Origin of the sequence: Cytobacillus oceanisediminis 2691 (assembly GCF_007678455.1) — a bacterium.
Lineage (GTDB): Bacteria > Bacillota > Bacilli > Bacillales > Cytobacillaceae > Mesobacillus > Mesobacillus oceanisediminis_A.
The window spans coordinates 294,025-319,207 of the sequence record NZ_VEEP01000003.1; the positions used below are offsets into that span (position 1 = coordinate 294,025).

29 protein-coding genes are annotated in these 25,183 nt (G+C 40.7%); 9 read left to right on the forward strand and 20 right to left on the reverse strand.

Annotation, left to right across the window (positions count from 1 at the left end; translation table 11 throughout):
• Positions 1 to 127: 127 nt before the first annotated feature.
• Positions 128 to 733 (reverse strand): class I SAM-dependent methyltransferase, encoded by a 606-nt coding sequence (locus FS736_RS07860; RefSeq protein ID WP_144475831.1) that lies wholly within the window; start codon positions 731 to 733, stop codon positions 128 to 130.
• A gap of 366 nt (positions 734 to 1,099) precedes the next feature.
• On the opposite strand from FS736_RS07860, the gene FS736_RS07865 reads away from it, so the two are divergent.
• Both FS736_RS07865 and FS736_RS07870 read left to right on the forward strand, forming a co-directional pair.
• The gene (locus tag FS736_RS07865) at positions 1,100 to 2,146 is read left to right on the forward strand and encodes an ArsR/SmtB family transcription factor (RefSeq protein WP_144475832.1); all 1,047 of its coding nucleotides are present in this window, start codon (positions 1,100 to 1,102) and stop codon (positions 2,144 to 2,146) included.
• Entirely contained in the window at positions 2,139 to 3,365 is a 1,227-nt protein-coding gene (locus FS736_RS07870; protein WP_144475833.1) for an MFS transporter, read from the forward strand. The genes FS736_RS07865 and FS736_RS07870 overlap by 8 nt, the downstream gene beginning before the upstream one ends.
• A gap of 184 nt (positions 3,366 to 3,549) precedes the next feature.
• On the opposite strand, the gene FS736_RS07875 is transcribed toward FS736_RS07870, so the two are convergent.
• A complete protein-coding gene (locus tag FS736_RS07875; RefSeq protein ID WP_144475834.1) occupies positions 3,550 to 4,755 on the reverse strand; it encodes a translocation protein TolB in 1,206 nt (401 codons plus the stop codon).
• A 69-nt stretch (positions 4,756 to 4,824) separates the two neighbouring features.
• A complete protein-coding gene (locus FS736_RS07880; RefSeq protein WP_144475835.1) occupies positions 4,825 to 5,673 on the reverse strand; it encodes a VOC family protein in 849 nt (282 codons plus the stop codon).
• Positions 5,674 to 5,802: 129 nt separating this feature from the next.
• Between FS736_RS07880 and FS736_RS07885 the strand changes: the two genes are divergently transcribed.
• Entirely contained in the window at positions 5,803 to 6,105 is a 303-nt protein-coding gene (locus tag FS736_RS07885) for a winged helix-turn-helix transcriptional regulator (protein WP_144475836.1), read from the forward strand.
• A 316-nt stretch (positions 6,106 to 6,421) separates the two neighbouring features.
• On the opposite strand, the gene FS736_RS25125 is transcribed toward FS736_RS07885, so the two are convergent.
• A complete protein-coding gene (locus FS736_RS25125; protein ID WP_260983558.1) occupies positions 6,422 to 6,718 on the reverse strand; it encodes a hypothetical protein in 297 nt (98 codons plus the stop codon).
• A gap of 393 nt (positions 6,719 to 7,111) precedes the next feature.
• Between FS736_RS25125 and FS736_RS07895 the strand changes: the two genes are divergently transcribed.
• Both FS736_RS07895 and FS736_RS07900 read left to right on the forward strand, forming a co-directional pair.
• Positions 7,112 to 7,882: a FixH family protein gene (locus FS736_RS07895; protein ID WP_144475837.1), complete on the forward strand. Its 771-nt coding sequence runs from the start codon at positions 7,112 to 7,114 to the stop codon at positions 7,880 to 7,882.
• A gap of 113 nt (positions 7,883 to 7,995) precedes the next feature.
• Entirely contained in the window at positions 7,996 to 8,319 is a 324-nt protein-coding gene (locus FS736_RS07900) for a hypothetical protein (protein ID WP_144475838.1), read from the forward strand.
• A 57-nt stretch (positions 8,320 to 8,376) separates the two neighbouring features.
• Here the strand turns inward: FS736_RS07900 and FS736_RS07905 are convergent, their stop codons facing one another.
• Positions 8,377 to 9,069, reverse strand: a complete 693-nt coding sequence (locus FS736_RS07905; protein WP_144476068.1) for a DUF421 domain-containing protein — start codon at positions 9,067 to 9,069, stop codon at positions 8,377 to 8,379.
• Positions 9,070 to 9,301: 232 nt separating this feature from the next.
• Here FS736_RS07905 and FS736_RS07910 point away from each other — a divergent pair, with 232 nt between their 5' ends.
• Positions 9,302 to 10,051: a L,D-transpeptidase family protein gene (locus FS736_RS07910; RefSeq protein WP_144475839.1), complete on the forward strand. Its 750-nt coding sequence runs from the start codon at positions 9,302 to 9,304 to the stop codon at positions 10,049 to 10,051.
• A 151-nt stretch (positions 10,052 to 10,202) separates the two neighbouring features.
• Here FS736_RS07910 and FS736_RS07915 read toward each other — a convergent pair whose 3' ends face one another.
• The 5 genes from FS736_RS07915 to FS736_RS07935 all read right to left on the reverse strand — a co-directional run bounded on the left by FS736_RS07915 (position 10,203) and on the right by FS736_RS07935 (position 12,806).
• The gene (locus FS736_RS07915; protein ID WP_144475840.1) at positions 10,203 to 10,829 is read right to left on the reverse strand and encodes a histidine phosphatase family protein; all 627 of its coding nucleotides are present in this window, start codon (positions 10,827 to 10,829) and stop codon (positions 10,203 to 10,205) included.
• A gap of 153 nt (positions 10,830 to 10,982) precedes the next feature.
• On the reverse strand, positions 10,983 to 11,309 hold the full coding sequence (locus FS736_RS07920; protein ID WP_313959710.1) for an IDEAL domain-containing protein: 327 nt from the start codon (positions 11,307 to 11,309) through the stop codon (positions 10,983 to 10,985).
• Between the two features lie 70 nt (positions 11,310 to 11,379).
• Positions 11,380 to 11,805 carry an RrF2 family transcriptional regulator gene (locus tag FS736_RS07925; protein WP_144475842.1) on the reverse strand — a complete coding sequence of 142 codons (426 nt, stop codon included), beginning with the start codon at positions 11,803 to 11,805 and terminating at the stop codon, positions 11,380 to 11,382.
• Positions 11,806 to 11,878: 73 nt separating this feature from the next.
• The gene (spxA, locus tag FS736_RS07930; protein WP_144475843.1) at positions 11,879 to 12,274 is read right to left on the reverse strand and encodes a transcriptional regulator SpxA; all 396 of its coding nucleotides are present in this window, start codon (positions 12,272 to 12,274) and stop codon (positions 11,879 to 11,881) included.
• Between the two features lie 283 nt (positions 12,275 to 12,557).
• Positions 12,558 to 12,806: a hypothetical protein gene (locus FS736_RS07935; RefSeq protein ID WP_144475844.1), complete on the reverse strand. Its 249-nt coding sequence runs from the start codon at positions 12,804 to 12,806 to the stop codon at positions 12,558 to 12,560.
• 594 nt (positions 12,807 to 13,400) lie between these two features.
• On the opposite strand from FS736_RS07935, the gene FS736_RS07940 reads away from it, so the two are divergent.
• Positions 13,401 to 14,273, forward strand: a complete 873-nt coding sequence (locus FS736_RS07940; RefSeq protein ID WP_222125063.1) for a LysM peptidoglycan-binding domain-containing protein — start codon at positions 13,401 to 13,403, stop codon at positions 14,271 to 14,273.
• A gap of 105 nt (positions 14,274 to 14,378) precedes the next feature.
• A complete protein-coding gene (locus FS736_RS07945; protein WP_144475846.1) occupies positions 14,379 to 15,023 on the forward strand; it encodes a glycosyltransferase in 645 nt (214 codons plus the stop codon).
• Here FS736_RS07945 and FS736_RS07950 read toward each other — a convergent pair.
• Positions 14,982 to 15,320 carry a hypothetical protein gene (locus FS736_RS07950; protein ID WP_144475847.1) on the reverse strand — a complete coding sequence of 113 codons (339 nt, stop codon included), beginning with the start codon at positions 15,318 to 15,320 and terminating at the stop codon, positions 14,982 to 14,984. The genes FS736_RS07945 and FS736_RS07950 overlap by 42 nt on opposite strands.
• A gap of 101 nt (positions 15,321 to 15,421) precedes the next feature.
• Between FS736_RS07950 and FS736_RS07955 the strand changes: the two genes are divergently transcribed.
• A complete protein-coding gene (locus FS736_RS07955; RefSeq protein WP_144475848.1) occupies positions 15,422 to 15,739 on the forward strand; it encodes a hypothetical protein in 318 nt (105 codons plus the stop codon).
• A 66-nt stretch (positions 15,740 to 15,805) separates the two neighbouring features.
• Here the strand turns inward: FS736_RS07955 and FS736_RS07960 are convergent, their stop codons facing one another.
• The 9 genes from FS736_RS07960 to FS736_RS07995 form a co-directional block, all read right to left on the reverse strand.
• Positions 15,806 to 16,411: a VOC family protein gene (locus tag FS736_RS07960; protein ID WP_144475849.1), complete on the reverse strand. Its 606-nt coding sequence runs from the start codon at positions 16,409 to 16,411 to the stop codon at positions 15,806 to 15,808.
• 39 nt (positions 16,412 to 16,450) lie between these two features.
• Entirely contained in the window at positions 16,451 to 16,837 is a 387-nt protein-coding gene (locus tag FS736_RS07965; protein WP_251541600.1) for a YkvA family protein, read from the reverse strand.
• A 133-nt stretch (positions 16,838 to 16,970) separates the two neighbouring features.
• Entirely contained in the window at positions 16,971 to 18,230 is a 1,260-nt protein-coding gene (locus FS736_RS07970) for a cysteine desulfurase-like protein (protein WP_144475850.1), read from the reverse strand.
• A gap of 106 nt (positions 18,231 to 18,336) precedes the next feature.
• A complete protein-coding gene (locus tag FS736_RS24235) occupies positions 18,337 to 18,507 on the reverse strand; it encodes a hypothetical protein (RefSeq protein ID WP_186326722.1) in 171 nt (56 codons plus the stop codon).
• Positions 18,508 to 18,762, reverse strand: a complete 255-nt coding sequence (locus FS736_RS07975; RefSeq protein WP_144475851.1) for a hypothetical protein — start codon at positions 18,760 to 18,762, stop codon at positions 18,508 to 18,510. It lies immediately after the preceding gene.
• A gap of 95 nt (positions 18,763 to 18,857) precedes the next feature.
• The gene (locus FS736_RS07980) at positions 18,858 to 19,604 is read right to left on the reverse strand and encodes an alpha/beta hydrolase (protein WP_144475852.1); all 747 of its coding nucleotides are present in this window, start codon (positions 19,602 to 19,604) and stop codon (positions 18,858 to 18,860) included.
• A gap of 86 nt (positions 19,605 to 19,690) precedes the next feature.
• Complete coding sequence (locus FS736_RS07985; RefSeq protein ID WP_144475853.1) at positions 19,691 to 21,247, reverse strand: SagB family peptide dehydrogenase; 1,557 nt, start codon at positions 21,245 to 21,247, stop codon at positions 19,691 to 19,693.
• Between the two features lie 11 nt (positions 21,248 to 21,258).
• Entirely contained in the window at positions 21,259 to 23,208 is a 1,950-nt protein-coding gene (locus FS736_RS07990; RefSeq protein ID WP_144475854.1) for a TOMM precursor leader peptide-binding protein, read from the reverse strand.
• Entirely contained in the window at positions 23,205 to 25,106 is a 1,902-nt protein-coding gene (locus FS736_RS07995; RefSeq protein ID WP_144475855.1) for a putative thiazole-containing bacteriocin maturation protein, read from the reverse strand. Before FS736_RS07995 ends, FS736_RS07990 begins: the two co-directional genes overlap by 4 nt.
• Between the last annotated feature and the right edge of the window lie 77 nt (positions 25,107 to 25,183).

Sequence of the window (25,183 nt, forward strand, 5' to 3'; positions counted from 1 at the left end):
CGAAATGTAAATACCTTTCTGATATTCGACCTCCGAACAGAGAATCCTTCTTCTACTATCCTTCATCGCTCAATTACAAAGCTTCCTGGTTAGTTGGGTGTTCCATTTGCAACGGCATCTGAGTACATCAATCCATAATAGCTTTAATAATAAGGAATTGGGGACTTTTTAAAAGCATTTCATATTTTTCTGGTGCTTTTTCTTTAAACTTAATTGTAGGTTGAGGTTCAATGACTTCCTCAATAGAAAAATATTTCAGAGTTTCGTTTAAAATTAAGTTAAGAGGTCTTCGATAAAATGGAACTTCAAATGACTTTCCATCTTTATCCCATTTATCAATAATCAATTGTGTGGAGAAATAGTGTGCATCCTGGAGAAGTTTAATATCTGAAAACGGATGGTGAACTGAAAACGCAAAAACACCCTTTGGTTTTAAAATCCTTTGAAACTCACTAAAAGTAAGACTCCATTCCTTTATATAATGAAGAGTTAATGAACTTATAATGTAATCAAAGGAGTTATCTTTAAAGGGTAAGTTTGCTTCTAAATCCAAACAAAGAACATTAGCTTTATTTCCAACACGCCTTACAGTGGAACTAACCATCTCAGGACTTATGTCAGTTGCAACCACATTCGCTCCTCTGTTGACTAATTGTTGAGTATACCAACCTGCTGCACAGCCAGCATCGAGAATATTCATGTTATTTAAATTCTGTGGTAGCTGCCTTAACATTGAAGGTCTTTCGTATTCGCTATTAATATTTTCTCCATTAAGGCTTAATTTCTATAAAACAGGCAATAATCCCTTTTAGAATCTAATTAAATTAGAGTGGGATTTATTATTTGAGGCTTATATTTGTTCGTTTTATATTCAAGAGAAACTAATCTTTATTCAACATAACTGTCCCGGTAGTGTAATAAAAAGTAATCCAACAAATAACCTGTTAATTCTCCTTAGATCTACACACCCGTTTGTTAAGGACTTACGTCACAACGTTTGGATTCATTTTGATTCTATCTCCTAATATAAAATACATTTCGAATTTTATTGAACTTTCTATTCAATATATTTAGAATATATAACAAGGGAGGATTTACTATGACACAGATTTATTCGCCACTACCACAAGAAAGGTTATTAATATCCATTGAGGCCTCACCTGTATGGGAGATTGCCCTGGGTATTGCAGCCTTTACTCATAGTAAGTTGCGTCATACCTTTGAGCAAAATGAAAATTGGTTGCAACACCAATCCTCTATGCCATCAACATTAGTGAGTAACCTAAAAGAAATCGAGGATTCAAATTTATGGTATGCGTTACTTATGTTGCAAAATAAACTTTGCTCTTCCAATGTTCAAGACTTTTTGAATTCATTAAATGAGTTGGAACCAGAATCGTTTTATGAAACAGTCTTACCCTATAAGGACCGTAAATATGAGGCTATAAGGAAAAACACCGCAATGAATTATATGAATGGAGATTCCTTTTTTCAATATGCTTCTTATTTTAAGGATCATGAATATCTTAATGATTATGTCCTTTCCTTTCGTCAAAAAGAATATAAGGACATAATTGGATTGTTAACTGAAACAATTCTTGTATGGTCTCAGTGGATCAGTGAACAAAAGGATTGGGCGAAGTGGTTGCAAGCCCTGTCCTTCGAAAATCAAAAACACAGAATAATTGATAATTCTAGACCATTGGAGGAAATCGAACGTATTACAGGAGGAGCGAAGTATCTGCCAGAACCATCTGTATGGCAGGTAAAGCTTGTACCGCATGTATCCTATCGTCCATGGATTTTGGAACTACGCTCTCCTGACACAAAGCTGTTCTTTTATCCATTAAACGAAGATGCACTTTTAGAACCTGGTGTTCCCCCTCAAGAACTCATACAAGGTCATAAATCATTGGGAGATGAACTTCGCTTAAAGTTGTTGTTTCAAATCACAAAAGGACCCATTTCTCTACAAGATTTGAGCATTCATTTTAATGTTTCAAAAACAACCCTTCATCACCAACTTTCCCTGTTAAAAGCAGCTAAGTTCATTAAGGTTGATAAAGGGATTTACTCAGCAAACGCTTTGAAAATCCAATCTTTTGCCAAACGTCTTAATCAATATCTTGGAGAAATTTATGAATAAAAAGGGGTATTCAAGATCGTTCAAATCTCTTTGGATTGGAGAAATTGTTTCTGAGTTCGGGGGAGCTGCTGGCGGGATTGTAAATGGGCTTTTATTGTATGAAATTACGGGGTCGAAGGAATGGATGGGAGCTCTCTGGTTGATTTACTTTCTTCCTTCCTTAGCACTTCAGGGAATAAGCTCACCTTTTCTTAACCATGTTATTAAAGAAAAAATGCTAAAAAATATACAACTAATTCGTTCAGGAGCATACCTTCTGCCTCTCTTAGGCTATTTGAGTGGAGAGGATTACATAACAATAATAGGTTTGATTATTTTACAATGTTTATTAGGTCTAGTTCAGCCAATATATGCAAGTCTTTCTTTCTCACTATTGCCTGATTTATGTACTGAAAAAGAGCTAGTACAAGCAAATAGTTTATTAGACGGAACCCTTAGATTAATGAGTTTTATTGCGCCTGGTATTACATCATTACTTCTTTTAGTCAGTCCTATTTATGTTATATACGTTATTTCTAGTCTAATGTTTTTACTAAGCTATATATCCTTATTACAAATACCACAGAAGAGTGTTGAAAAAATTCCAACGTGGTCCAAAAAGTTCTGGTGGGAAGAATTAAAAGCCGGGTACTTCACATTTTTTCAATACCCGCATTTATTAAAACTAACGATCTTATCTTCAATTGTGCAGTTTGCCGTAGGAGCAACCATGGTAATAAATGTTCCTTTTATTCGTGGGGAACTCAATGGACAAGCTTGGGAGTATGCTGTATTCTCTGGCACTTTTCCCGTTGGATATGCTATAGGAATGTTACTGCTCACAAAGTTACCAAAAAACAATCTACTAATGTATGCTGGTTTAACCGGTGGTGGACTTTCCTTTGTTTTGCTTAATTTCGTTCCAACTATCCCATTAGCTTGGGCTTGTGAGTTATTAGGAGGAATATTATTTCCACTGTTTAATTCACAAAGTGCTGCATACTTTCAGAGAGAAGCACCTAGAGAGCGACTTTCACAGTTAAGTTCAATTCGTTTGCTCTTTTTAAGGCTTACTATGCCATTGGGGATTTTATTTGCATCTGCTTCATTCCTGGGAATTAGCACACGATTAACCTATTTGTTAATAGGAACATTCATTGTACTTCCTGGTTTATATTTTCTTATAAAAACAATCTTTAATAGGGACTCATCTGCTAAACACATTAGAAATATTGTTTAACAAAAAGTGCATTGCTTGCTATTACAATGCATTGCACTTTTTGAATGGTATTTAATTTCTAGACTTTCTTAATAAAGTTAGTAAAAATATAATAAAATCAATATAAGACGTTTGAAAATGATTGTTAATTCATAAATATAGCGTTAATCCTTCAAGGACTAACGCAAGTGTCTGGTATTTTGTTTTATAAAGGCTTTAAAATGGCCGGGGCTGACTCAATGTTTTCAATCCATATAGACTCTTGGCCGTCCAACCCCTTTTTCACCCATAAATCATTCCTATTGCCTTTTTTACGCAACCAGGTAATATAGTTTTCTGCCACTTGTGGCTGATAGTCGAGTTCATTCGTATTTGGATGGGAAATTTGTTGCTGTCTATCCGTTTTTATATCAATGGCATACAGGGTCGTAAACATTGTTGGAACAGGACCTTCATTCCAGTCTTTGTTCTCTTTCGCCCGGGCAACAATCACTTTATCCGGAGAGTACCACTCCAGGTCAAGGTCAACAAATCCTTCAGGTGTGTACTGCTTTTGCTGAAGTACTGCAGGCATTTCCGCGATGGTGGCTTTTTTATTTTCCACAAAAAACCTTCCTTCTCCAGAAATATAGGCAAGTTGATTCGCTGATGGCGCCCACTTCATCCAGTCTTTGAATCCCAGCATCTTTCCTACCTCCTGAAACCGATCTCCTTCATTGGATAGAACGCATAATGAATTGCTATCCATTGACCATGAGGCTGTTGGAATAACAATGAAGGCAAGCCATTTTCCATCGTGACTCCACTTGAAATAATCGGCATCAATCCCAAACAGTTCGGTTTCATCCGTCTTAATGGTATAAAAGGATTTCATCTTATTTTTATCCAGATTCGCGGTCACTGGTATTCTATACATCGGAATCGGGCCCCACCCTGTTGGCCGCAAACTGGATTGTGAGGACACTATGAATTCCTTTCCATTCGGGAACCATTCAAAACCGCTGACACCCAGTGCCACATTCTCAAATCCCCTGGGCCTGCCGTTCTTCATCTTGGTAACATTCAATATCCCCTGTGAATTATAGGCTAGCTGATTACTGGTGGGCGACCATTTAAAATCTGAAGTTTCAATTTGATATGGCTGATAGCTGTCTTTTTCCTTCGTGTCATAAATAAACAGTTCTGATTTATTCCCTTGCTCATCGCCGTCAATATAAGCGATAAACCTCCCATCATAGGACCACTTAGGCGATTGCACATATCTCCCCTTCGTCACCTGAACCTCTTGCTCCCCTGTTTTGATCCATAACTGATGGTCACGTACAAAAGTAGCAGTGAACGAAACTTCTGCGCTTACTTTTATTGAAAAAAGATAACTAACACAAATAAAAAATAGAATCCTCAGTTTCAAGAACATCCCTCCTCTTTATAGAGTGTCCTGTTCTGAAATGAGGATTCTAATTGGTATAAAATCAGGTTGTTACACTTTCAGGATTATTTTATTGCCTGAAGGATCGGTTGTCACATAAGAATCATGTTCTTTTGTAACTAATGCACCCTGCTTTTCCAGCTGAGTGACTATTTTATCTACCTTTTCTTTGTCTGACAGAATCAGTGTATAGGAATCTAACCCCACACTATTTTCTGGCGGTGTTGGTGCACCCACTCCATTCCAGGTATTCAAAGCTATATGGTGATGGTATTTCCCATCTGAAATAAAGGTAGCCTGATGTCCATACCGGCATACTACTTCAAACCCAAGGCCATTTAGATAGAAATCTTCCGCCTTTTTCAAATCGGCGACATGCAAATGAATATGTCCCATTACCGTACCAGCAGGAAGGCCATTCCATGTTTCCTGCTCCAATCCTGAGAGCAGGTCCTCGAGATTCAACGGGTCCACCGTCATTTTTACCTCGCCGTTTTTCCATTCCCATTCAGAAGGCTGGCGGTCCCTATAGACTTCGATTCCGTTGCCATCTGGATCAGAAAGATAGAGTGCTTCACTCACAAGATGATCCGAAGAACCGAAATGCAATCCAATTTTCAAAAAATGCTGCACAATCTTCGCTAAATCCGATCGTTCCGGTAATAGAATAGCAAAGTGGTATAAGCCAGTTGTTCTGCCTTGCTTAGGAATAACATTTTCCGGCTGTTCAATCGTTAATAATACAGTTTTTCCATCCGCAGTAAAGCTTGCGGAAGAATCCGTCTGTTCCAATACTTGAAACCCCATGACTTTTTCATAGAAAGCGATCGAACGCTGTAACTCCTTCACCTTCAAGTGTACTTGCCCCACAAATGTAATAGGCTTTTGATGAAAAATCATATTTGGACCTCCGTTTAAGTTAGTTACTTTATGTAAGTTAGTATAAAATTTAAAATAACTTTAAGCAAGTAACTTTTTTATTTCATTGATTAACAAAAGGTATATAATAGGATTAAGGAGTTGGTTTCATTGGATAAGTCAATATGCCCTAGATTTGAAAAAGCCATGGGGATCTTAGGCCAAAGATGGACAGGGTTGATTATGTATCAGCTCTTATCTGGCCCCCAGCGGTTTTGCACAATAGAATCAGCCGTAGGAGTAAGTGGCAGAGTCCTGTCAGAAAGACTGAAAGACCTGGAAAGCGAAGGAATCGTCAAGCGGGAAGTATATCCGGAAACACCCGTACGAATAGAATATTCCTTAACCGAAAAAGGCCAGGCATTAGAGCCGCTGATGAAAGAAATCGAAACATGGTCGCAAACATGGCTGTAGAAGCAGAGGGATAATACCTTCTGCTTTTTTTCATATACTTTTTTCAGGCAATTGCTGGTTGGGGTAATTTATCTCCGGTCAAAATTGGATATCTACCGTTGAAATGAACTTTATCGATTGTTGTACTCGATTTATCGACGGTTACAGCATTTTTAACAACGGTTACAGCCATTTTATCAACGGTTGAAGATGATTTATTAACGGTTGGACATATTTATTTACGGTTGCAACCAATTTATTTACGGTTAGATCCATTTTATTTACGGTGGGCCCCATTTTAAATGCTGCACTCATTTTATTTACGGATGCATCTCGCCTAATTCACACCGCCAATCGAATTTGCAATCTCAACTAAGACTTCTGCAGTCACTTGACCAGAAGCTTTTTTATCAACGCTTAAAATATACTGCCAGTCATCTCTTTCAAAAACAAGAAGGTTAAAGTTTGCCACATTGGTATATTTCGCATTACTCCCATTGTGCAGTTTGAAAGTGTCATTGACACTCATTGGAATCTTGTGACTAACAGGCCGAATGTCTATTTTAAAATGAAGGCCAGGGAAATCTTTATTTAAAAACACCACCTCCAAAGAGTCGTTCACATCGCCTTCCAAGTTATTGAATCTTCCAAAGTGATGTGTGAAAGTTATAGGTGGAACCCTTACAGGAAGTTTTACATCCTTCTTAAAATGCTGCTCAAACTCCGAAACTGCCTCCTCGACTGTCGTATATCCAATCTTGAAATAAATTTCTTCTAAAAGGCCGTGGCTGGTTTTTAGCAGCAATCACTGGTGCATTATTAACACCGCCCATTAAAATAATGAAACAAAACAACTGGCATATCTTCATACGCAATTCGCATCATCCCTATCCTAATTTAAGCTATTTTTCCCGGTTTAATAATAACCATCCTTATCTGAACTTTAATACCTTCAAATTTTTCATACATTCATCACATTTACACCTTATTATTATTGAGAAATCGAATTGAGGATTGGAGTCGTATTATGAAAAAGATATTGTCCATTTTTATCGCTATTATGTTACTATTGACTGCCTGTTCCGCTAGTCAGGATAACAAAGAAGATTCGCTTGAAGATCCACCAGAACTTTTGGAGGTGTCGATTAGCATACCTGAAAAAATCGAAATCAATCAGGAGGTTACGATTGAAGCAAAAGTGACTCAGGGCGGGAAGAAAGTGACTGACGCAGATGAGGTGAAGTTTGAAATTTGGCAGTCCCGCCAGGATGAGCATGAGATGTTACCGGCTCAAAATAAAAAAAATGGCATATATGCCATCAAGAAAACTTTTAACGAAGGCGGGAATTATTTCATCGTAGCCCATACGACGGCAAACCGGATGCATAGCATGCCTAAGAAAGAAATAATTGTGGCCGGCAGTGAGAAAGAGCCATCTTCTTCAGCTGACGGGGAAAAGGAAAATCATGAAAGTCACGCTGAACACGAACATACCGATCATCATAATAGTGAAGTTGCATTCGAGTTCCTTGAGCCTTCCACGATTAATAGTAACCAGCCAACTGAGTTAAGTACTAAAATTACTCAGGAAGATGAGATTATTTCGGAAGCAAGGGTTCGTTTTGAAATCTGGCAAGAGAAGGAAACAGCTCATCAGTTCGTGGAGGCCAAAGAAATCTCTCCCGGCACATACAACACTGAATATACATTCCCTTCACACGGGCACTTCAATGTGAAAATTCATGTGGAAAAAGGGAATATTCATAATCATACAGAAAAATCCGTAGATGTAGAATAATTGTAAATGCTCACAGAAATGTGGGCATTTTTTCTTCAAAATGGCTTCCCATTTCCCATAGCCAGATTTTAGAATATGTTTATGAACATTTTTACTGGAAGAAGGAAAACTTGATGAATTTAATAAAGGAAATCAGAATGCGCAAGAATTTGCAAAACCTTATCCTCTTCATGTTGTTCGCCCTGATCTTCACCTTGCCTGAAAATCATATTTTCGGTGACATCGCCCTTATAGTGATTATTTTTTTAATTGCTTATGTATCTTCCTATATCAATATAGTCCCAGTCTGGAAAGGTTTCCTTTATTCTTTCTTTGTCACACTCATTATCGTTGTTGTTTTCCTTGCCACAATATCTATTTTTCCGAATATTTCTTACCTCCTGCTAATGGCCATCTTAGCCATTACCGGCTTCTTGTGTACATATCTGATAGGATAAATTTCTACAATTGCTAACCTAAAAAGGCTGAACCTATACCCGGTTCAGCCCTTTCTGTCAATTCGCCTTCTTGTCATACTCCAGCACAAACAGCGGTTCATTTTCCTTCCATTCAGCAAAAAGTACGTCTTCGAAATGATGGATTTTTTGCTTTTCCAGTTCTCGTTTCAGCCACTGCTCGTCCAACCCGGCTTCCTTCAAATTTGCCTGAACCACTTCCCCATCAATAATCATATTGATAGGCAGGCTTGGGTCGTCTGCTTTGATTTTCATGTCGCTATTCTTGGGTGTATCGAAATCCGCTTTTGGAAGGACGCTGATCATTCCGTTTGTTTCAATGATTGCGTATTCGACTTCCCTCAATGAAAAATACCCCTGCTGCCTGATCAAACTTTGAAGTTGATTGATGTCCAGCTTCGCTTTTTTCAACGCGTCGTATTTAATCTTCCCTCTGCGGACAACGATATTTGGCTCGCCCTCGAGCAATTTTCGCGAACCGAGGTACTTCTGGGTGATCGTCTCTGTCACATAGACAAGAATTCCCCACAAAGCAACTGCAAAGGCGATTTCACCTACCTTCACTTCATGATCATAGATGGCATTCCCCACCAACTCACCGAGAATGATGGCTGAAATAAAGTCAAATGGTGTTATTTGAGAGAACTGCGTCTTTCCCTGCATTTTCGTCATGATAAATAAAAAGACAAATCCACTCGTCAGCTCGAGTGCAATAGATAGATAATGATTCACCATTCCCACTCCTTCCTCCCCATTATGGGAAAAAGCACAGAAATTGAACCATATAATTAAAAATTATCTTTATCTACACCTTTCGACATCCTTATCAAAACAACGAGAAAGATTTTCCTTCCACATAAAGGTAAAATATGTAACTTTTATGAAATAAAAATCGTTTATAAGGTTGTAAACACTTTTATAAATATGAGAGGTTGTGTACTTATTTTTCAAGGGGGGAAGGGAAATGAAAAAGGTATTTGTTTGCATGATGCTGTTGGTTTCTATGGTGTTTTTCGAGGCACCTGCGCTGGCAGCGGGCGGGGAAATGATTATTATTAACAAGTCAAATAATCAACTCGCTTATTATAAAGATAATAAACTGATAAAAACCTTTAAGGTGGGTACTGGTCGTAAGGCATCATATACTCCTGAAGGCAAGTTCAAAATCGTCAACAAAATCAAGAATCGTCCTTATTACAGCGGGAAAATTCCTGGAGGGGATCCGAGGAACCCGCTTGGCAACAGGTGGCTGGGGATCAATGCCAGAGGAACCTGGGGCACGACTTATGCGATCCATGGTAACAACAACCCTAAATCGATCGGCGGATATGTGAGTGCCGGCTGCATTCGGATGTATGACCAGGAAGTGGAATGGCTTTATGACCAGGTAAAAGTCAATACTCCAGTTGTCATCACGACTTCGAAGAATTCCTTTAACGCGATTGCTGCTGCAAACGGTTATAAAGTCACCGGGCAGGCATCTGTTCCTGTAACCGCAGTACCATCAAGCACTGTCCTGAAAAAAGGCATGAGGGGTGCAGAAGTGAAAAGCCTACAGCAAACCCTGACGAAAAAGGGATATAGTACAAATGGAATCGATGGTGTTTTCGGCCCAGCAACAGAAGCAGCCGTAAAGAAATTCCAAAAATCGAAGAAGCTTAAGGCAGACGGAATCGTCGGACCAGCCACAAAGAAGGCTTTGGGGATGAGATGAGGCAGAATTTAAGAACACCAGCAAACGTTTGGGTGTCGAATTAAAAGGATGCTAGTAAACCGGCATTTTAAAAAAAATAACAGTAATCAAAATCGCTTAACGCATCAGCTGTTAAGCGATTTTCACTTTGATTTAGCAGCATCCCTACCTATTAATCACCTAACGATTCCATATGCGATGTATCCCCTAGCATTACCTTCTTAAATTGTTTCCCGTCATAATTGACGATCGTTAAACTTGTACCTAGAATCATTGGCGGATCCCACATTTTCTCTGTCGGTATATCCCAAAACAAAGACATTATTGCTCTGATTACTACGCCATGGGTAACAATTAATATCCTGCCATTTTTATTTTCTTCTATTATTTGATTCATTGCTTGATCTACTCGTTGTTTAAATGTCTTTAAATCCTCGGCATTATGTCCAAGATGATTATATTGATGTGGCTTGTTCCAAAAGTTAGCATATTCGGCTTGAAAGTCTTCCTCAATTTCTTCTTGGGTTTTTCCTTCCCAGTCTCCAAAAGATATTTCGTTTAGGTCATCGACAATCTTAAGCTGAATTGCCTTGTCTGCTTTAATAAGACCTGCTGTCTCCAATGCTCTCTTGCTTGGACTAGAGTATATAACATTAAATTTGATATCTGATAACCGCTTACCTAAAAGAACAGCATTACAGATACCACTTTCTGTCAATTCTGAGTTCAGCGATCCTTGCAGACGATTTTCCATGTTCCATTCAGTTGCTCCGTGACGAGTAATATAAATTTCTAACATACACTCTCCTTAATATTTTACTTTTAGAAAATTATAACATGGGTCTGCACTTGTTTCATTCCTTCCATTCCAAGAATTGCTGGCATGATTCCCTCCTTCTATGCATTAAACACAAAAAAGGCCCTCCCTTTTAACAAGGAAGAACCTATAGCTTTATTTTACACCCTTCACCAGTTCCCTCATCGCTTTAAGCTGTTCAGAAAGCTCCATGAACCATTCCTGGTCTCCGGTAGCTAATGCCAGATCGATGAGGTATTGAATCTGTTCTTTATTTTTCACCTGGGGTTCCGGCAGTTTTTTCACTCCGTTCGTTGGCATTGGTATGGTTTTGCCAACGAGTGCTTCATCATCACTGGAAGTGATTGTCGCATTGATCTTTTCATCCAAAACATCAAGTGATTCTACATATCCGATGATCAATTCTCCATCTCGGGATTTCCCTTTAATCCAATCCCCTACTTTTAAGAATGAGTTATTCATATATGTCACCTCAATTGTTCTGTAATATTTTTTATTACATTTCCCTTAAACGACTGGGAGTCAAACCTCCCTATTCACAGCATTCTTTCTCTTGCCTGATCAGATCGACCACTTCTTTTATGGAATAATGCTTCAGGAATTCTCCCAAGTGTTCCTCCGCCCCCAGGAAAATGGCAAAAAGGACCTTGTGCATATTTGCACCGACCATACATTTTTCATTGGAATCAGGGCATTTTGGCTGCAGTGCGCCCTCTGATGTAAGTTTATAGATATCCCAGAGATTGACTTCATTTAAATCATTGGCAAAAATAAAACCGCCGCCGGTACCTTCTTTTGATTTGATAAAGCCATGTTTTTTTAACATACCAAGTACTTTGCGAATTCGGACCGGATGTACTCCGGCACTTTCTGCGATTGCATCGCTCGTCGACATTCTGTCAGGCTGCAGTGCAAGCAATGTTAAACTGTGAATGGCAAGGGTAAAATCACTGTTCATAGCCTGCCTCCTATCTACAATCTGTAATACTATATATTACAGTTAAAATAGCCAAATGACAATTAATCAGCTTTTAATTAGCCATGTTTTCCATTTCGTAGCTGGTAAATGTGCGAAGTTTTCGCGGCAAGAAGCTGCGGATTTCTTCTTCATTGTAGCCAACCTGCAATCTTTTGTGGTCCAGGATAATCGGCCGGCGCAGCATTTGCGGATTTTTAATGATCAGGTCATATAGCTGATTCAGCGGAAGAGAATCAATATCCATGTCCAGCTTTTGATACGCTTTTGAGTTCTTAGAAAGAATATCTTCCGTTCCGTCTTCCGTCAATCGCAGAATCGATTTGATTTCATCCACAGTCAGCGGTTGGGAAACGATATTTCTTTCGATAAAATCGATTTGATGCTCCTGAAACCAGGCTTTTGCTTTACGGCACGAAGCACAGCTGGATGTTATATATAAAGTTACCATGAACGACAACTCCTTCTTTTTACTGTAAAAATAAAAATTACAGTTTAGCAAAAAAATACTTTGATTTAAAGGTATTTAATATACTGTAATATTAATCTTTACAGTTCAAAAAGTCAACACTATCTTGGTAAAAAAAATCATCTTAAACAGGCAGAGGTTTTGTCACTTCATTTGTATATCGTTTTAAAAATAAGGTTGCTACCAAGCTCTGTAATCACTCCCCCAGAGCTTAGCAGATTTTTACTTGTTTCAAATAGGGCCTAACAATCATGATGTTTAGCACTTATTCTGTCGAACAGGTGAAAAAGCAGTTTCCAAACTCGTCACAACCAATATAGCAGCCGGCGAATGGTTGATCTTCTTCCCCTAAAGATACCAGTGTACAAATCCGCCCGATACATACTAAAAAGGAATCATCGGGTATCTGGCTTACCGGAATAATTTTCAGCTTTGATAGCGGGAAATTTCTATTACCAGGATTGCACAATGGATTATCCCCATTTTGCTTGTGATCGTTATTGTCGAACGACATATTCATCTCACCCCCTTCATAACAAAATATTCATTGAAGGGGGATTCTGTATGGATATGAATCCATAAACCATAATAAATTAAAGCTTACTGTGTCCATCATCATGACTATGACGGACAATAACAAGCCGAAGATGACAAAAGTGTCCGTCATTTGGGGTATGACGAACAAAAATGAGGCGATAGAAGACAAAAATGTCCGTCATAAAGGGCATGACGGACAAAAATAAACCGAAAGAACATAAAAGTGTCCTTCATTAGGGGTATGACGGTCAAAAATAAGCCGAAAGAAGATAAAAGTGTCCATCATCATGGCTATGACGGACAAAAATGAGGCGATAGAAGACAAAAGTGTCCATCATCGGGTTTATCTCGGACAATAACGAGTGAAAGAAGTGAAATATGCCGAATGGCCATCCTCCAACTAGTTTTATATTTTTTTACCTATTTCACCCACAAACTTAAGTAGACATAATATTTTTATAAGGCACTACACCTATTTCACATGCCATTTTCTCCACCCAAATTTCAAAATGGGCTTTTCCCTTCGAAACTCGGCCAGAAACTTCACGTCAAACTATATGAGGTGAGGAAAATGAGGAAGATAAAGCGATTCATGCAGCTTGGGCTGAGTATTTTATTGATGGGGTCATTACTCTTTTTTGCCAATGGGTCAGGGTATGCTGACGATGCTTCTGTCACAGTAAAAAAAGGAGATACTTTGTACAGCATTTCAAAAAAATACAACCTGACTGTTAAGGAGTTAAAGGAGTTCAATGGACTTAAGAACAATATCATTTATATTGGTCAAAAATTGGTGCTGCCTGTTTTGAACGAACCAGAACCAATGTATTCGGTGATTGGAGGTTCTTTTACCAAGAAAGACAATGCAATAAAGCAAGTCGATAGACTGAAAAAAGAAGGAATCGATGCAACAGTCACCACGAAGGTCATAAATGATAAAACCTTTTACCGCATCCAGGCTGGTGTTTTTACCAAAAAGGCAAATGCTGAAAAACAAAAAAAGATGGTGCAAAAAAACGGCGTCAAAGATGCCTACATTGCAGCGTACAAGAATCTCCAAATTAATGAAGTCCATCTGGGCTCCACTTACAGCAAGGTCCTCCTGCAATTTGGAAAGCCTATAAAAACCGAGGACCAGTTGAATGTCCGGTCCCTTTACTACCGTGGTGAAGGTGCAGGAGTAAGAGTGAACTTCAACATGAAAGATGGTTCAGTATTCGGCTTGCAAGCCTATCCAGAATATTTGGAGCTCAAAACCCTTCCAACTCAGAAAAAGCAAGTTATCAATGAGTATGGATATCCGAATAAAGTACAAAAAACCTCTTGCTACGAAAGTGCCACCTGCGGACAATACATTTACCAATTCAATAAAAATGAACTAATCATCCAGTTCGACCGGGATGGCAAGACCGTTCAATATTTTGACTTAAGGAAAATGCCTTAAAACCGCCATATGGCGGTTTTTTTGCCTATTATTCAAAATTGAATAAAAAAATACCAAATATAAATAATAAGCAGGATACTATCTACTCTAAAAGGAGCATGGACAATGAAAAAATTATTAGTTATTGGTTTAACATTATTCTTGTCACTGGAAATGGCGGTTGGAGTATCTCCTGCATTCGCAAAGCCTCAGCACGAATGTCTCAGCCAGTCAGAGGTCAAGTTTGAAAATCAATTCAGGAAACTGTGGGTTGACCATGTTTTGTGGACAAGCAATTACATAACAAGTGCCACAACTGCTGGTGCCGAGGATCAAAAAGAGGTGCTTGAGAGGCTCCTGAAAAACCAGGAGGATATCGGAAACGCGATTAAGCCTGTATATGGAGAGGAAGCCGGAAATAAACTTACAGATCTGCTTAAGGAGCATATTGTCATAGCCGGGGATATTGTTCAAGCTGCAAAAGACGGGAATAATGTAAAGCTCGATCAATTGAATAAAGCATGGTATAAGAATGCTGACGATATCGCTGCGTTCCTGAGCAAAGCCAATCCTAGTTTAAAAAATGATCAGTTAAAAGAATTGCTCTATAAGCATCTTGGATTGGTGGCTGATGACCTGTCAGCAAGCTTGAAAAAAGACTGGGGAGCTAGAATTGTTTCGATTGATGATGGAATGTCTCATATCGTTATGATGGCAGATGCCATTTCATCAGCTGTTGTAAAACAGTTCCCTGAGAAGTTCAAGAAATAACAAAAAATCTTGGAGGCTGTTGTGGCTCCAAGATTTTTTTATCGATTTTTTTTGCCAGAGATAAAAGGCAATTGAAAACGTCGTAGCAAATACAGATAAGAAGTTGATTCCAATCATCATTGGAACATAGGTAAATGCATTGATTAAACTTTCTGAGGTTGACCACGATGACGCATTAGGCGGACGAGAAAAAGTCCCTGCCAGATCGGGCCCGTTTGCTCCGATGATTATAAACAAAACACCCAGGAAGAAAAACGTCACCGGTACTTTGAATACCTTGAATTCTTTTTCCACCATTCCCCCCCTTTCTTCCCTGCTGCTAATCCAGATCTCCTGGTTATATTCATTCCTGGACAGGCATATTAATTACTGTACTTTGACCAAAAGGAGCTATTGAATTGATACGTATATTAGGGTTATCCTCTCTCATGCTATTTTGTATTTATCTGGTTTATGCTTATCCGCAAATTGCACAAAAAAATTCTGATGTTGAGACAAACGCTACTGTCCAGGAAGACCCGGAAACGAGTAATAACATACTAGAAACCATCATACCTGAGTTTGAATACCTGCACGAAGAAGCGCTAGACAAGGAAGTAGACGGATATATTGTTGAGACCTACAGAGAATATGAAATTCACCGTGACCAGGCTGGAAACATCATAAAACAAATCCCAACATCAAACTATGAGTATATAAGATATAGGAGCTACTAATTCTGGGCAAAGGCTCTTCTTTGCCTATTTTCATTGGAGAGAATAATTTACCGAGGAGTTACTCTCTCATTGAGCACCACCGCTGAGGATTCTTACTCCATTCGGATCCACTGCCTGTTTAACCGGGAAATTCTCCATAACAGCATCCCGGATGGTTACGGTATTGCCGATTATCGTATGTATTTCCTTTACAGGGTTTCCCAACAAATTAAGAATATCGTCTTCCAATCCTTCTTTTTTTGTTTCCACTGTTAAGCCTTCAATTCTATCTTCCATTGAATCTATTAAATCATTGTGTGTCTGCAGCTCTATCCGAAACTCATATGGCGTGGATAAAAAGGTCCTCCGTTCGCCATGATCCACTTTCCAGTTCATTTTTTCTGCATTTTTGCAAATAGCCTCTTGTTCCTTTTCTGATATGAGAAAGCCAATATGGTCAAACATGGGCTTTTTTCCATACCCAAAAGTGATATTGATGCTGCCCTTCCTGGCTTCTATAATCCGGAACATCACTTTTTTTTCACGGAAATCTTCCCATTTTAGCGGTGGATTAAAGTTCTGAAATTCTCCCTGATATTTTCCGATTCGCTGAACGATACGGAAGCCGTGATCTTCATAAAATTTTTCTGTCTCTTCGACATTTGGAGTCCAAAAATGATAATGAAAAAGCAAAGTAGCACCTCTTTTTATGGATTTTGTCACCAAGATTACCTAATGGGATTGAACAAATAGACCAATCAGCCAATAGATAACGGCTGCCCACAACAATAAAATCATTGCTCCTGCCAGCCAATTCTTCTTTTTCACCCTTCCGGTTGCTGCCACTTTCTCACGTGATTCCTGAATGACATGATCAGGTAGCAGTTTTAACAGAAGCGCAATTCCCAGCGGTACGAGGATGAGGTCATCCAGGTAACCGAGGATCGGTATAAAATCTGGAATTAAATCGATAGGGCTGAAAGCATAGGCAACTACAATCAATGCGAACAGCTTAATATAAAATGGTGTATCCGGGTGTTTGTAAGCTTCTGCAATAACAAAGATGTCTTCTTTGATTTTTTTCATCCGAACTTTGAATTGTTCCATAGCGTTACTCATTGATGTCCTCCCTTTTAACTTTCACATCCTTTTTCTAGCATAAATAGAGCCTGGCACAATGTCCAGGCTCTTCTATTTTAGGTTGCAGCCTTCGTATGGCAGTCATTAATAACACTTTGAAATGATTAATTCATTAAAACCTGACGGCATTTTTTTGATGCTGTTCAATATAAGCTTTTAGGCCAGTTTTGAACTGCTGGATTTCTTCCTTTGTATTATATGGAGCAAGCCCGATTCGAACCCAACCGCCTGATGGATAGACATCCAACACCTCAGCCATTGTGGAAGCATAGAAGTCTCCATCTGCAACACAAATATTGTAATTTTTGGCGAGCCATGCAGTGACTTCACGTGAATGATGTCCTTCTATGGTAAAAGCAAATGTCGGCGTTTTGCGGCCTGATGCTGCTCTATACAGAGTCACTTCTGGCAGGGTTCTCAGAAAGTGCTCCACTTCGGCAGCAAGCTCCTGCTCATATTCATCAATCGCATGCATACCAGACAGCAATCTTTCTCTTCTCGTCTCGCCATAGCCCAGTTCTTCAATGAATTGGATGGCACCCATCACCCCAGCAATGCCTTCATGATTTTGAGTTCCTGTCTCTAGTTTATAAGGAATCTCTGCAGGAGCAGGCTTCAGCTTATAAACCGGAAGTTTTTCAAAAAGACTCTCCCTGACAACAGCAATCCCAACATGCGGACCAAAAAACTTGTACGCCGAGCACAGAAGGATGTCACAGTCCAACTCCTGAACATTGATCGGTAAATGTGGTACACCATGGACTGCATCGACAACCGTCAGTGCCCCGACCTCCTTCGCCCGTTTTATTACGGGATTCAGATCAGTCACGGTCCCGGTAACATTCGATGACATTCCAACCGCGACCAGTTTTGTTTTTGGCGTAACAATCTGGTCTAACTCATCAAGCTTAAGACTGTACTTATCAGAGTCAAGCTTCAGGAACTTTATTTCTGCACCTTGGTCCCTTGCCAAGGTGATCCATGGATCTACATTTGCACGATGGTCTAGCTCAGTGACAACTATTTCGTCGCCTTCATTGATGAAACCAGCCAGACTACGTGCAATCGCAAAGGCATGAGTGGTCATGTTTGCGCCAAATGCCACTTCATTCGCCTTGCATCCAAGCAAATCCGCTACTGCTTCCCTGCCTTTTTCCAGCATCGCATCTGTGTCGGCACTGGTATTGAAGGTTCCGTGGAGATTCGCCATCCCATTCCTTATGTACCGATACATCGATTCGAGCGCAAAATCAACCATCTGCGTCCCGCCTGGCCCGTCAAAATAAATGACTTGCCGGCCATCATCTCTACGGCTTAAAGACGGAAACCGTTCCCTCACCTGCTCAATCGGAAACTTATCAGCCAACCTCATCACTCCCTCAGATAAAATATACATATATTATGTCATAATATTCTAACAATAACACCTTAAACCCTTCGACAATCGAAGGGTTTAAATGATTAATTATTTTAATACATCAGTTGTCAGTCAGAAGATAGGCAGAAAAAGTTCCCCACTCTTCCTTAACAGCCTTCTTATCAAATGAAAGCATAATTTCTGCATCCCTTTTGGTATTTGCATATTCAACTGTTATTTTACTGATTTCAGGGTTCAGGACCCACCCCAAGAACAAGGTTAGCTGAATCACTTATTCGTCTTCTGGTACGATTGGGCAGACTATATAGCAATACCCGCTCTCCGTACAAACAATCTCGCAGTCATCAAACGGCTCATCGCCTGTTCCATAGCAGGCTAAATAACAAATAGGTCCCATACATACCAAAACACAATCGTCAGGTACTTCTCTCACTGGAATGATTTCTAATCTAGGAAAAGGTACCCTGCTCACATTGCGATCACAAAACAAATCAGAAATATCCCCTAAATGATTTTTCCTCTTCATCTTCTCACCTCCATGTTACCATGTTATTCATTGGAGAAGACAAGGGTATGGATGTTCGTCAGGATTGAACCTAAGACATCATAGAGAAAATTGGATTATGACACCAGATAAGAAATGACATCTGAAATTCGCTGTTTAAAAGCTGTGTAATGATGCTCGGCCCCTTCAATCACTTTCAATTCTGCCTGTACTTCTTTCTGTTCAATTATTGAAAAAACCGATTTGTTTGTATCAAGAAACGGTGCTGCGAGTTTTTTGCCGCCTTCATTGGTACCGCAATCTAAATATATTTTTTCAAGTGAAGTTAAATCTGTATCCTTAAGCAGCTGCTCGATTTCTTCCTGATTCCGATAAAAGCCGGAAGAAAGTCCAGCAACTCTCTTAAAAATATGAGGATATGTGCATGCAGCGTAGACTGAAATCAAACTCCCCAATGAAATGCCTGCCATATAGGTTTGATTTGGGCTGGCAGGATACTCAGAATCAATTAAAGGCTTTAATTCATTTACAATAAACTCCATATACTCCTTCCCTTTCCCGCCTTGGGTACTCGGTTTGCCAAGCAGCTTTGTTGTATACTCACCATTTTTCCAGGGACAATACTCATTGACCCGATCTGCAGAATTCTGGTCAATTGCCACCACCATCAGGTCAATCTTATTCTTTTCCAGGAACTTATCCAGCTCAAGACCAACACCGCCAATTGACTCTTCATTGCCAAATACATTCTGGCCATCATGCATATACACCACTGGATACCGTTTACCCGCGTCTCCAGAGGGGACATATATCCGGATTCTTCTTTCCTTGCCAAACAATGAAACTTCAAAACTTTCTATCATAAACAGTACACTCATTTCATTTTTTGCAGAAAATTTTACCATAAAATAATCCATAATTATTATTTATTTTTAAAAAAGGGCTTCTCCTAACTATGCAAACTTCCTCTTAACCACGGTTTCGGGCGATATGAACCGATTGGAATCTGGATCAGGCTCGTTTGTTCACTCATTTTGTAAAGCTCATCCGCCATGCTTGCATTGAAACCAAGCAGTGGATGCCCTCCCAGTCCAAGGGCGGAGGATGTTAAAAGCAATCTTTGCACGAGCATGCCTGCTTCCATTTGTAAAATTCGGTAGCCTCTGTATCCTAGATCTTCCTGGTAAAAATCCCTATTGCATGCAACATGCAGACAAAGAGGCACCTGCTGCAGATTGACGTTATCAAAGGACAAACCTGACTGCAAGAGCATACGGTGGTCTCCTTGTTGGATTTCTAGTAATCTATGTTCCTTACTGTCATAATAATAGGCCCCATTGGGAATCCCCTCAACGTTATAGAGAGAACTATAGATCGAAACCCTGGGTTCCTGCCCGGAAAAAATATCGTCCAAATCATTGCGATAATGGAACGAAGTCATTGATTTCTTAAGCAGGACCGCCAACTGCTCCTGACTGATCCGTGTTAAAACAAAATCCATTTCAGGCGAAAAGCGTTTTTGGCTTACTTCTGCCAGATCATATGCTAATGATTCTGTTTGTGGAAGATTAACCTCTTGGTTACTGCGAACATCATAAGAGCGGTTCCGAAGCCGCGTGAATGAGTCGGTTGATTCGAATTTTGCGGCTTCATTCATGGTTATTAATTTAGGAAATTCTAGAACGTTCTTCGTCCTTTCTACCCGCTCAAAAAAAATTGGCCTTAATTCTCTTTTTAACCTATCCTCTGTTTGAGAATTAAACGTTCCGTTGCCGTTAGAACTCCAGTTTGTCGTTTCCACCGACAGCGGGATCACCGAATAGATGCTCTCCTCGTTTTCTGATAAACCAAGAAAGTGATTGATTGCTGAATCAAGATATTGATAGTAAACTCCCACGGCAAAACCAAAACGTTTTGCACTCTCCAACAGCTGCCCCATCAGCACGCCGGCATCCAGGCCTTGCAGCCGATAGGAGAAATTATTGTACTTAAAGAAGTTTTTCCAGAACATAGTGGAGACGAATACTGTGCCGAAGCAGGACGAAAGCTCACAACGTTCTCCTAAGGCAGCGGAAATGTAGGAATCAAAATTTCCAGCCCGCAACAGGACAAGTCGGTGGTGCGACGGGTCATAATGGTAGACTCCATCAGGAAGCCCTTTTATCTTCAAATATATATACAGTTCATTTGGATAGAGCGCTCCGCCAGAGGGAGCAAACCTTCTATAGGAATGGATCGGGTTTGCTTCCTCAGGAAAAACGGACTCGCTCACTTGAGAGATTCCATAAGCATACCAGAGAAAATGGCCGATTCCTTCTATATCTGGACTGGCTGGCATTCTGTATTCCGTGAGTGACAACGGAACCTCCGCAGAAAGAGGCACCACCGGGAGCCCTTTGTACAGCTTATAGGCTAAAGGCGAATCCTCCCAATTGGGTTCCCAGTTATCCTGGTTGGCACGATCGATATTAAATTGTAAATCCTTCAGAAATTCATCAAGTGTCATTTTCGCACCTCCTATGGGAATGGATGCGGCAAGTGGTTTAGTTCTTCATATGTCAATGGTTCTTTCTTAAAACCAAGCTGCATAGGGACATAGTGCACCCGATCAAGCCCTTTGAGTCGGGTCAGATGGTGCCCGAAAGTCATTGGCAACATTCCAGGTATCATCACTTTCACACAATAAAGCCCATTTTTCCTAAGTTCTGGCGGAGTCTGGTCGACAACGATGACTTTGAGTCCTATTTGACGAAATTTCCCGAGAACATCCTTTAAATCTTCGGTCAGGTCATCTGAACGGGATTCCCAGGTAAATGCATCACGAAAACTTTCCATCGAATAGTTGTCATCAAGCAGGAAGGCCAAACGCTCTTCGGACTGTGGCAGTCCGTATAGCATTCCATGGTCATCCATTTGCCGCACAAGATAATCATCCTCAAGCATTTGTAAATACTTTTCCTTGTTCTCTTCGAGTTTCCCATCAAGATTGAGCATCATCCCCGCAAGCTCCTGGATCGCACTTTTGGCAGCCTTCACTGGATCAAGATGGGCCCCTGCAGCACAGATGATGTTCAATCCCTTCCCCTTCAGGTTCTTCGCCATTGCCCAGACGCTTGGTATGCCATGCTCCATCGTAGCGTTATACAAAAGCAAATCATAACCAGCTACCGCACGCATTCGCTCTGCCATTAATTGCAATTCTTCGTCTTCTGCTGAAAAAGGATCAAGGCGGGGCAAGTTCAGCTTTGCGTACCAGGATAGAAGGAAGGAATCTCGCTCGACAACCTCCATGATGCCAAAAAAAATTGCCTCTTCCATGCTCCCTCCAAGGGCACAGCCATTGGAAGTTTCATAGACAAATCCCGCTGACCCGCATCCCAGGCTATAATAGGAGAGCAGTTCAGGCACAAGGATTGGCCGCTCTTCTGTCAAAGAATAACCCCAAACCCAATCCATCGGCCGATCAGGATCAAACTTCTGAAATGGAAACCCGGGCTTTTCATATTGCTCATCCGCGTGGACGCCAACTTCTAAAGGGTTCAATGCCTGTGCCTCTAAGTTTCGGTAACTGTCATGAATAACTGGGCGTTTCCCGCGAGGTTCAAGTCCGCAATGGCGTTCAAGGCCCTCCAATATCGCAGTCAGTTCACTATCTGCATAGCATTGTGTCCTTCCAGCTGTGCCTTCGTTGCCCCCTGAGATCATCGGCAGATTGACACTCGAATCAGCGAATGGAGTAACAAGATCGTACATTTTGCTGTTTAACAGTCCTGTCCGGTTGTCAAAGTAGTCCGCATAGAGAACTTCCTTTAATTCATCCAGCGGAGTAGTGCGGTAGCTGCCGGGGCTGATTTTTGGACTTGCTTTTAACGAAATTTTTGCGAGTTCAGCCGAATCCTCAGGAATTGGGCTGCATACCGGGCACAGAGAATCAGCAAGGAAAGAATGCCACGATCCATTTAATGTCTTTAGGTCGGTAAAATACATCCTTCCCTCGAGCTTAGACTTTTTCCCTGCAAGGATCTTATCTGTCTCCTGCACGATTACATGCGCGAGCTGTAAGACTCCGTTTTGTGAGGCCCATGGATCCCTTGTCATCCCTTCTTCAACAGCCAGCTTTTCCTTCACTGCCTGCATTTCACTTCGTTCCTGGCCCCCAAGCAGCCTTCTCAGATCGGCACATTGTGAACATCCTGGAGTATCTGGGCGAACGAGAGGGCCTGCAATTCCTTCTCCAAATGAAACAAAACCCCGGAGCCATGCGCTCCCTGTCATTTTCATTGTTTCTTCAGCCTCCTGATGGGCAGTGGGATTCCATGCATCGTGCAATACAAGGATCAACTCCGAATTTGCGGGAAGGCTATTTTCAAAATCAGTCCGTCTAAATACCTGGTAACGGGTTGATAATTCTTCCCCCACACGTTCAGCAAGCCTGCCTTCTCCAATTATTACTACGAAGGAACTCAATTCACTCCCTCCTCTCGCAGCAATACACCAACCAGCCCATTGAGTTGCTGATTAAATATCGGGTCAATCCGCAAGTCAAAGACTGACAGCCCCGTTCCGTTCTCTTTCAGGACATCCAAAGCTGCATACATGGTCTCCGTCTGGATTCTTTCTGGACAATCATGAATCGTGATGGTTTGTTTTTGCCACTCTTCAAGCTGCACTTCAGAATCTTGAAGGCAATCACCGTTAACATCGTTTTGAAAATCGTATAATGCATTCTGCAAAGCGTTTCTAAATGCCATTGTTCCATTCAAATCAGTACTGCCATACCAGCCTTTGCTCGTTCCAACCCAGAAAACAGGAAAACCGTTAATGTCCTTTCCTATTCCTACTCTCGGTGCACCCTGCATTGTCGAAAGAGCAGTAATATAGAAACGACAACGATTATCTTCAAGTTGCTCAACGTCCACAAGACTTATCAATTCTTTTTGGCCATCTCTTCGATTATTCAACTTCTCGGACAGACATTTTTGCAAACCGCGGCCAACTGCTTCCGCAAAGGTTTCTCCTGCGCCGACACCCATAAACTCCTCATTATGAAGCAAACCCGCCATTCTTGCTGCATAATCTTCAATTCCCGATAAAGCCGCTTCTATTCGTGCCTCTTCATGGGTAAAACCACTGCATACTCGCGATTCCAACAATTCGGCCGGACCTTCAGACAGCGGATTGGCTGCTTGAACACGACATTGTGCCAGTGGAAGTTGCTTCAGGTCCGCTTCCTCCCAGACATGCAAGATGCCGGTCCCCTTGGAAGTCAATAAGCTAAAGTATTGGAAAAGCCTTTCCGTTTCTGCAGTACTTTGGTTCTCTCCTAGCCGGAACTCCAGGGTTTCTATCTTTTCCAGGGTGGAGACTCTCGTTTCCAATGGATGAGGAAAAAATGAATGCCAACTTCCTTCAAGTGTCTCTAAATCTAGCAGAAAAATCCGGTTTTTTTGTTCAGCCTTTGTGACGCCAGCAAGATCTTTAAATAATTCAAAAGTGACCACGTTCGCCAGCAATGCTCCTGTTGTCAATGAAGCTGAAGGGACTCCCTGTTCTTGTTCAAAAACAGCGGAATGTAACCGTCTCCAGGCTGACTCCCAGCATACCTCTGAACCTGGATTAAATATTGGGCCAGCCAAGCCTTTATTTTTAAGAATTATAGCTGGAAGGAATGTTTTTTTCTCCTCCCTGCAAATGTTTTGCCACATCTTTAATTCTTCCTGATTGCCTCCTTGTGATACATAAAGGATATGGTCAAACGAACTCCTCAGCTCACGCCAGTTCTCTTCTTTTACCTGCAGTTCCTGGTACGCCACCTCGGAATCTGTTTTATGGGCATGTGCCACCAGCTCCGCAAGTCTTTTTCTGTTTGTATGAACTTCACTTGTAATCATGACATTCAGTTCTTTCAGGCCAGATTCCAGTAAAGAAGATACCAGCGAATTTAACATCGGCCCTGAGCCAACCGCAAGGACATTTGAATCGCGGAATTTCTGGAACCTTGCAGCCCCGGAGCCGGCCAAATTGTCAACAAACTCGATTTGCGAGGCGAATTTTTTCATAACTTCCTCAGATAGCGTATGGGAACCATCCTTTGCAGCATCCCGTACAAAGCCATTCTCTAAAAGAACCTCCGCAATTTGAAAGACACGCTCCCTATAAGGCCCGGGCAGCCCGTCAGTCAATTTTTCAAGTGAATACTCCCCATTGAACATCGGCAAAAGCTTCTCAACCCACTGATCAATCCCGATTCCCTCAAGACGGAAGGAACAAGAGTTATTACGTAAATACACTCCCCTGTTAGGTTCAGAGAGATAAAACGTATCCCTCTTCACTTTTAAACGCATGCTAGGATCCAATTTTTCCATTTCACTCCTCCTTAGGCTTTTCCAGCCCCCGCTCTGCCTAATTACCTCGCATTATCATCGTATGTATCTCAATTTGT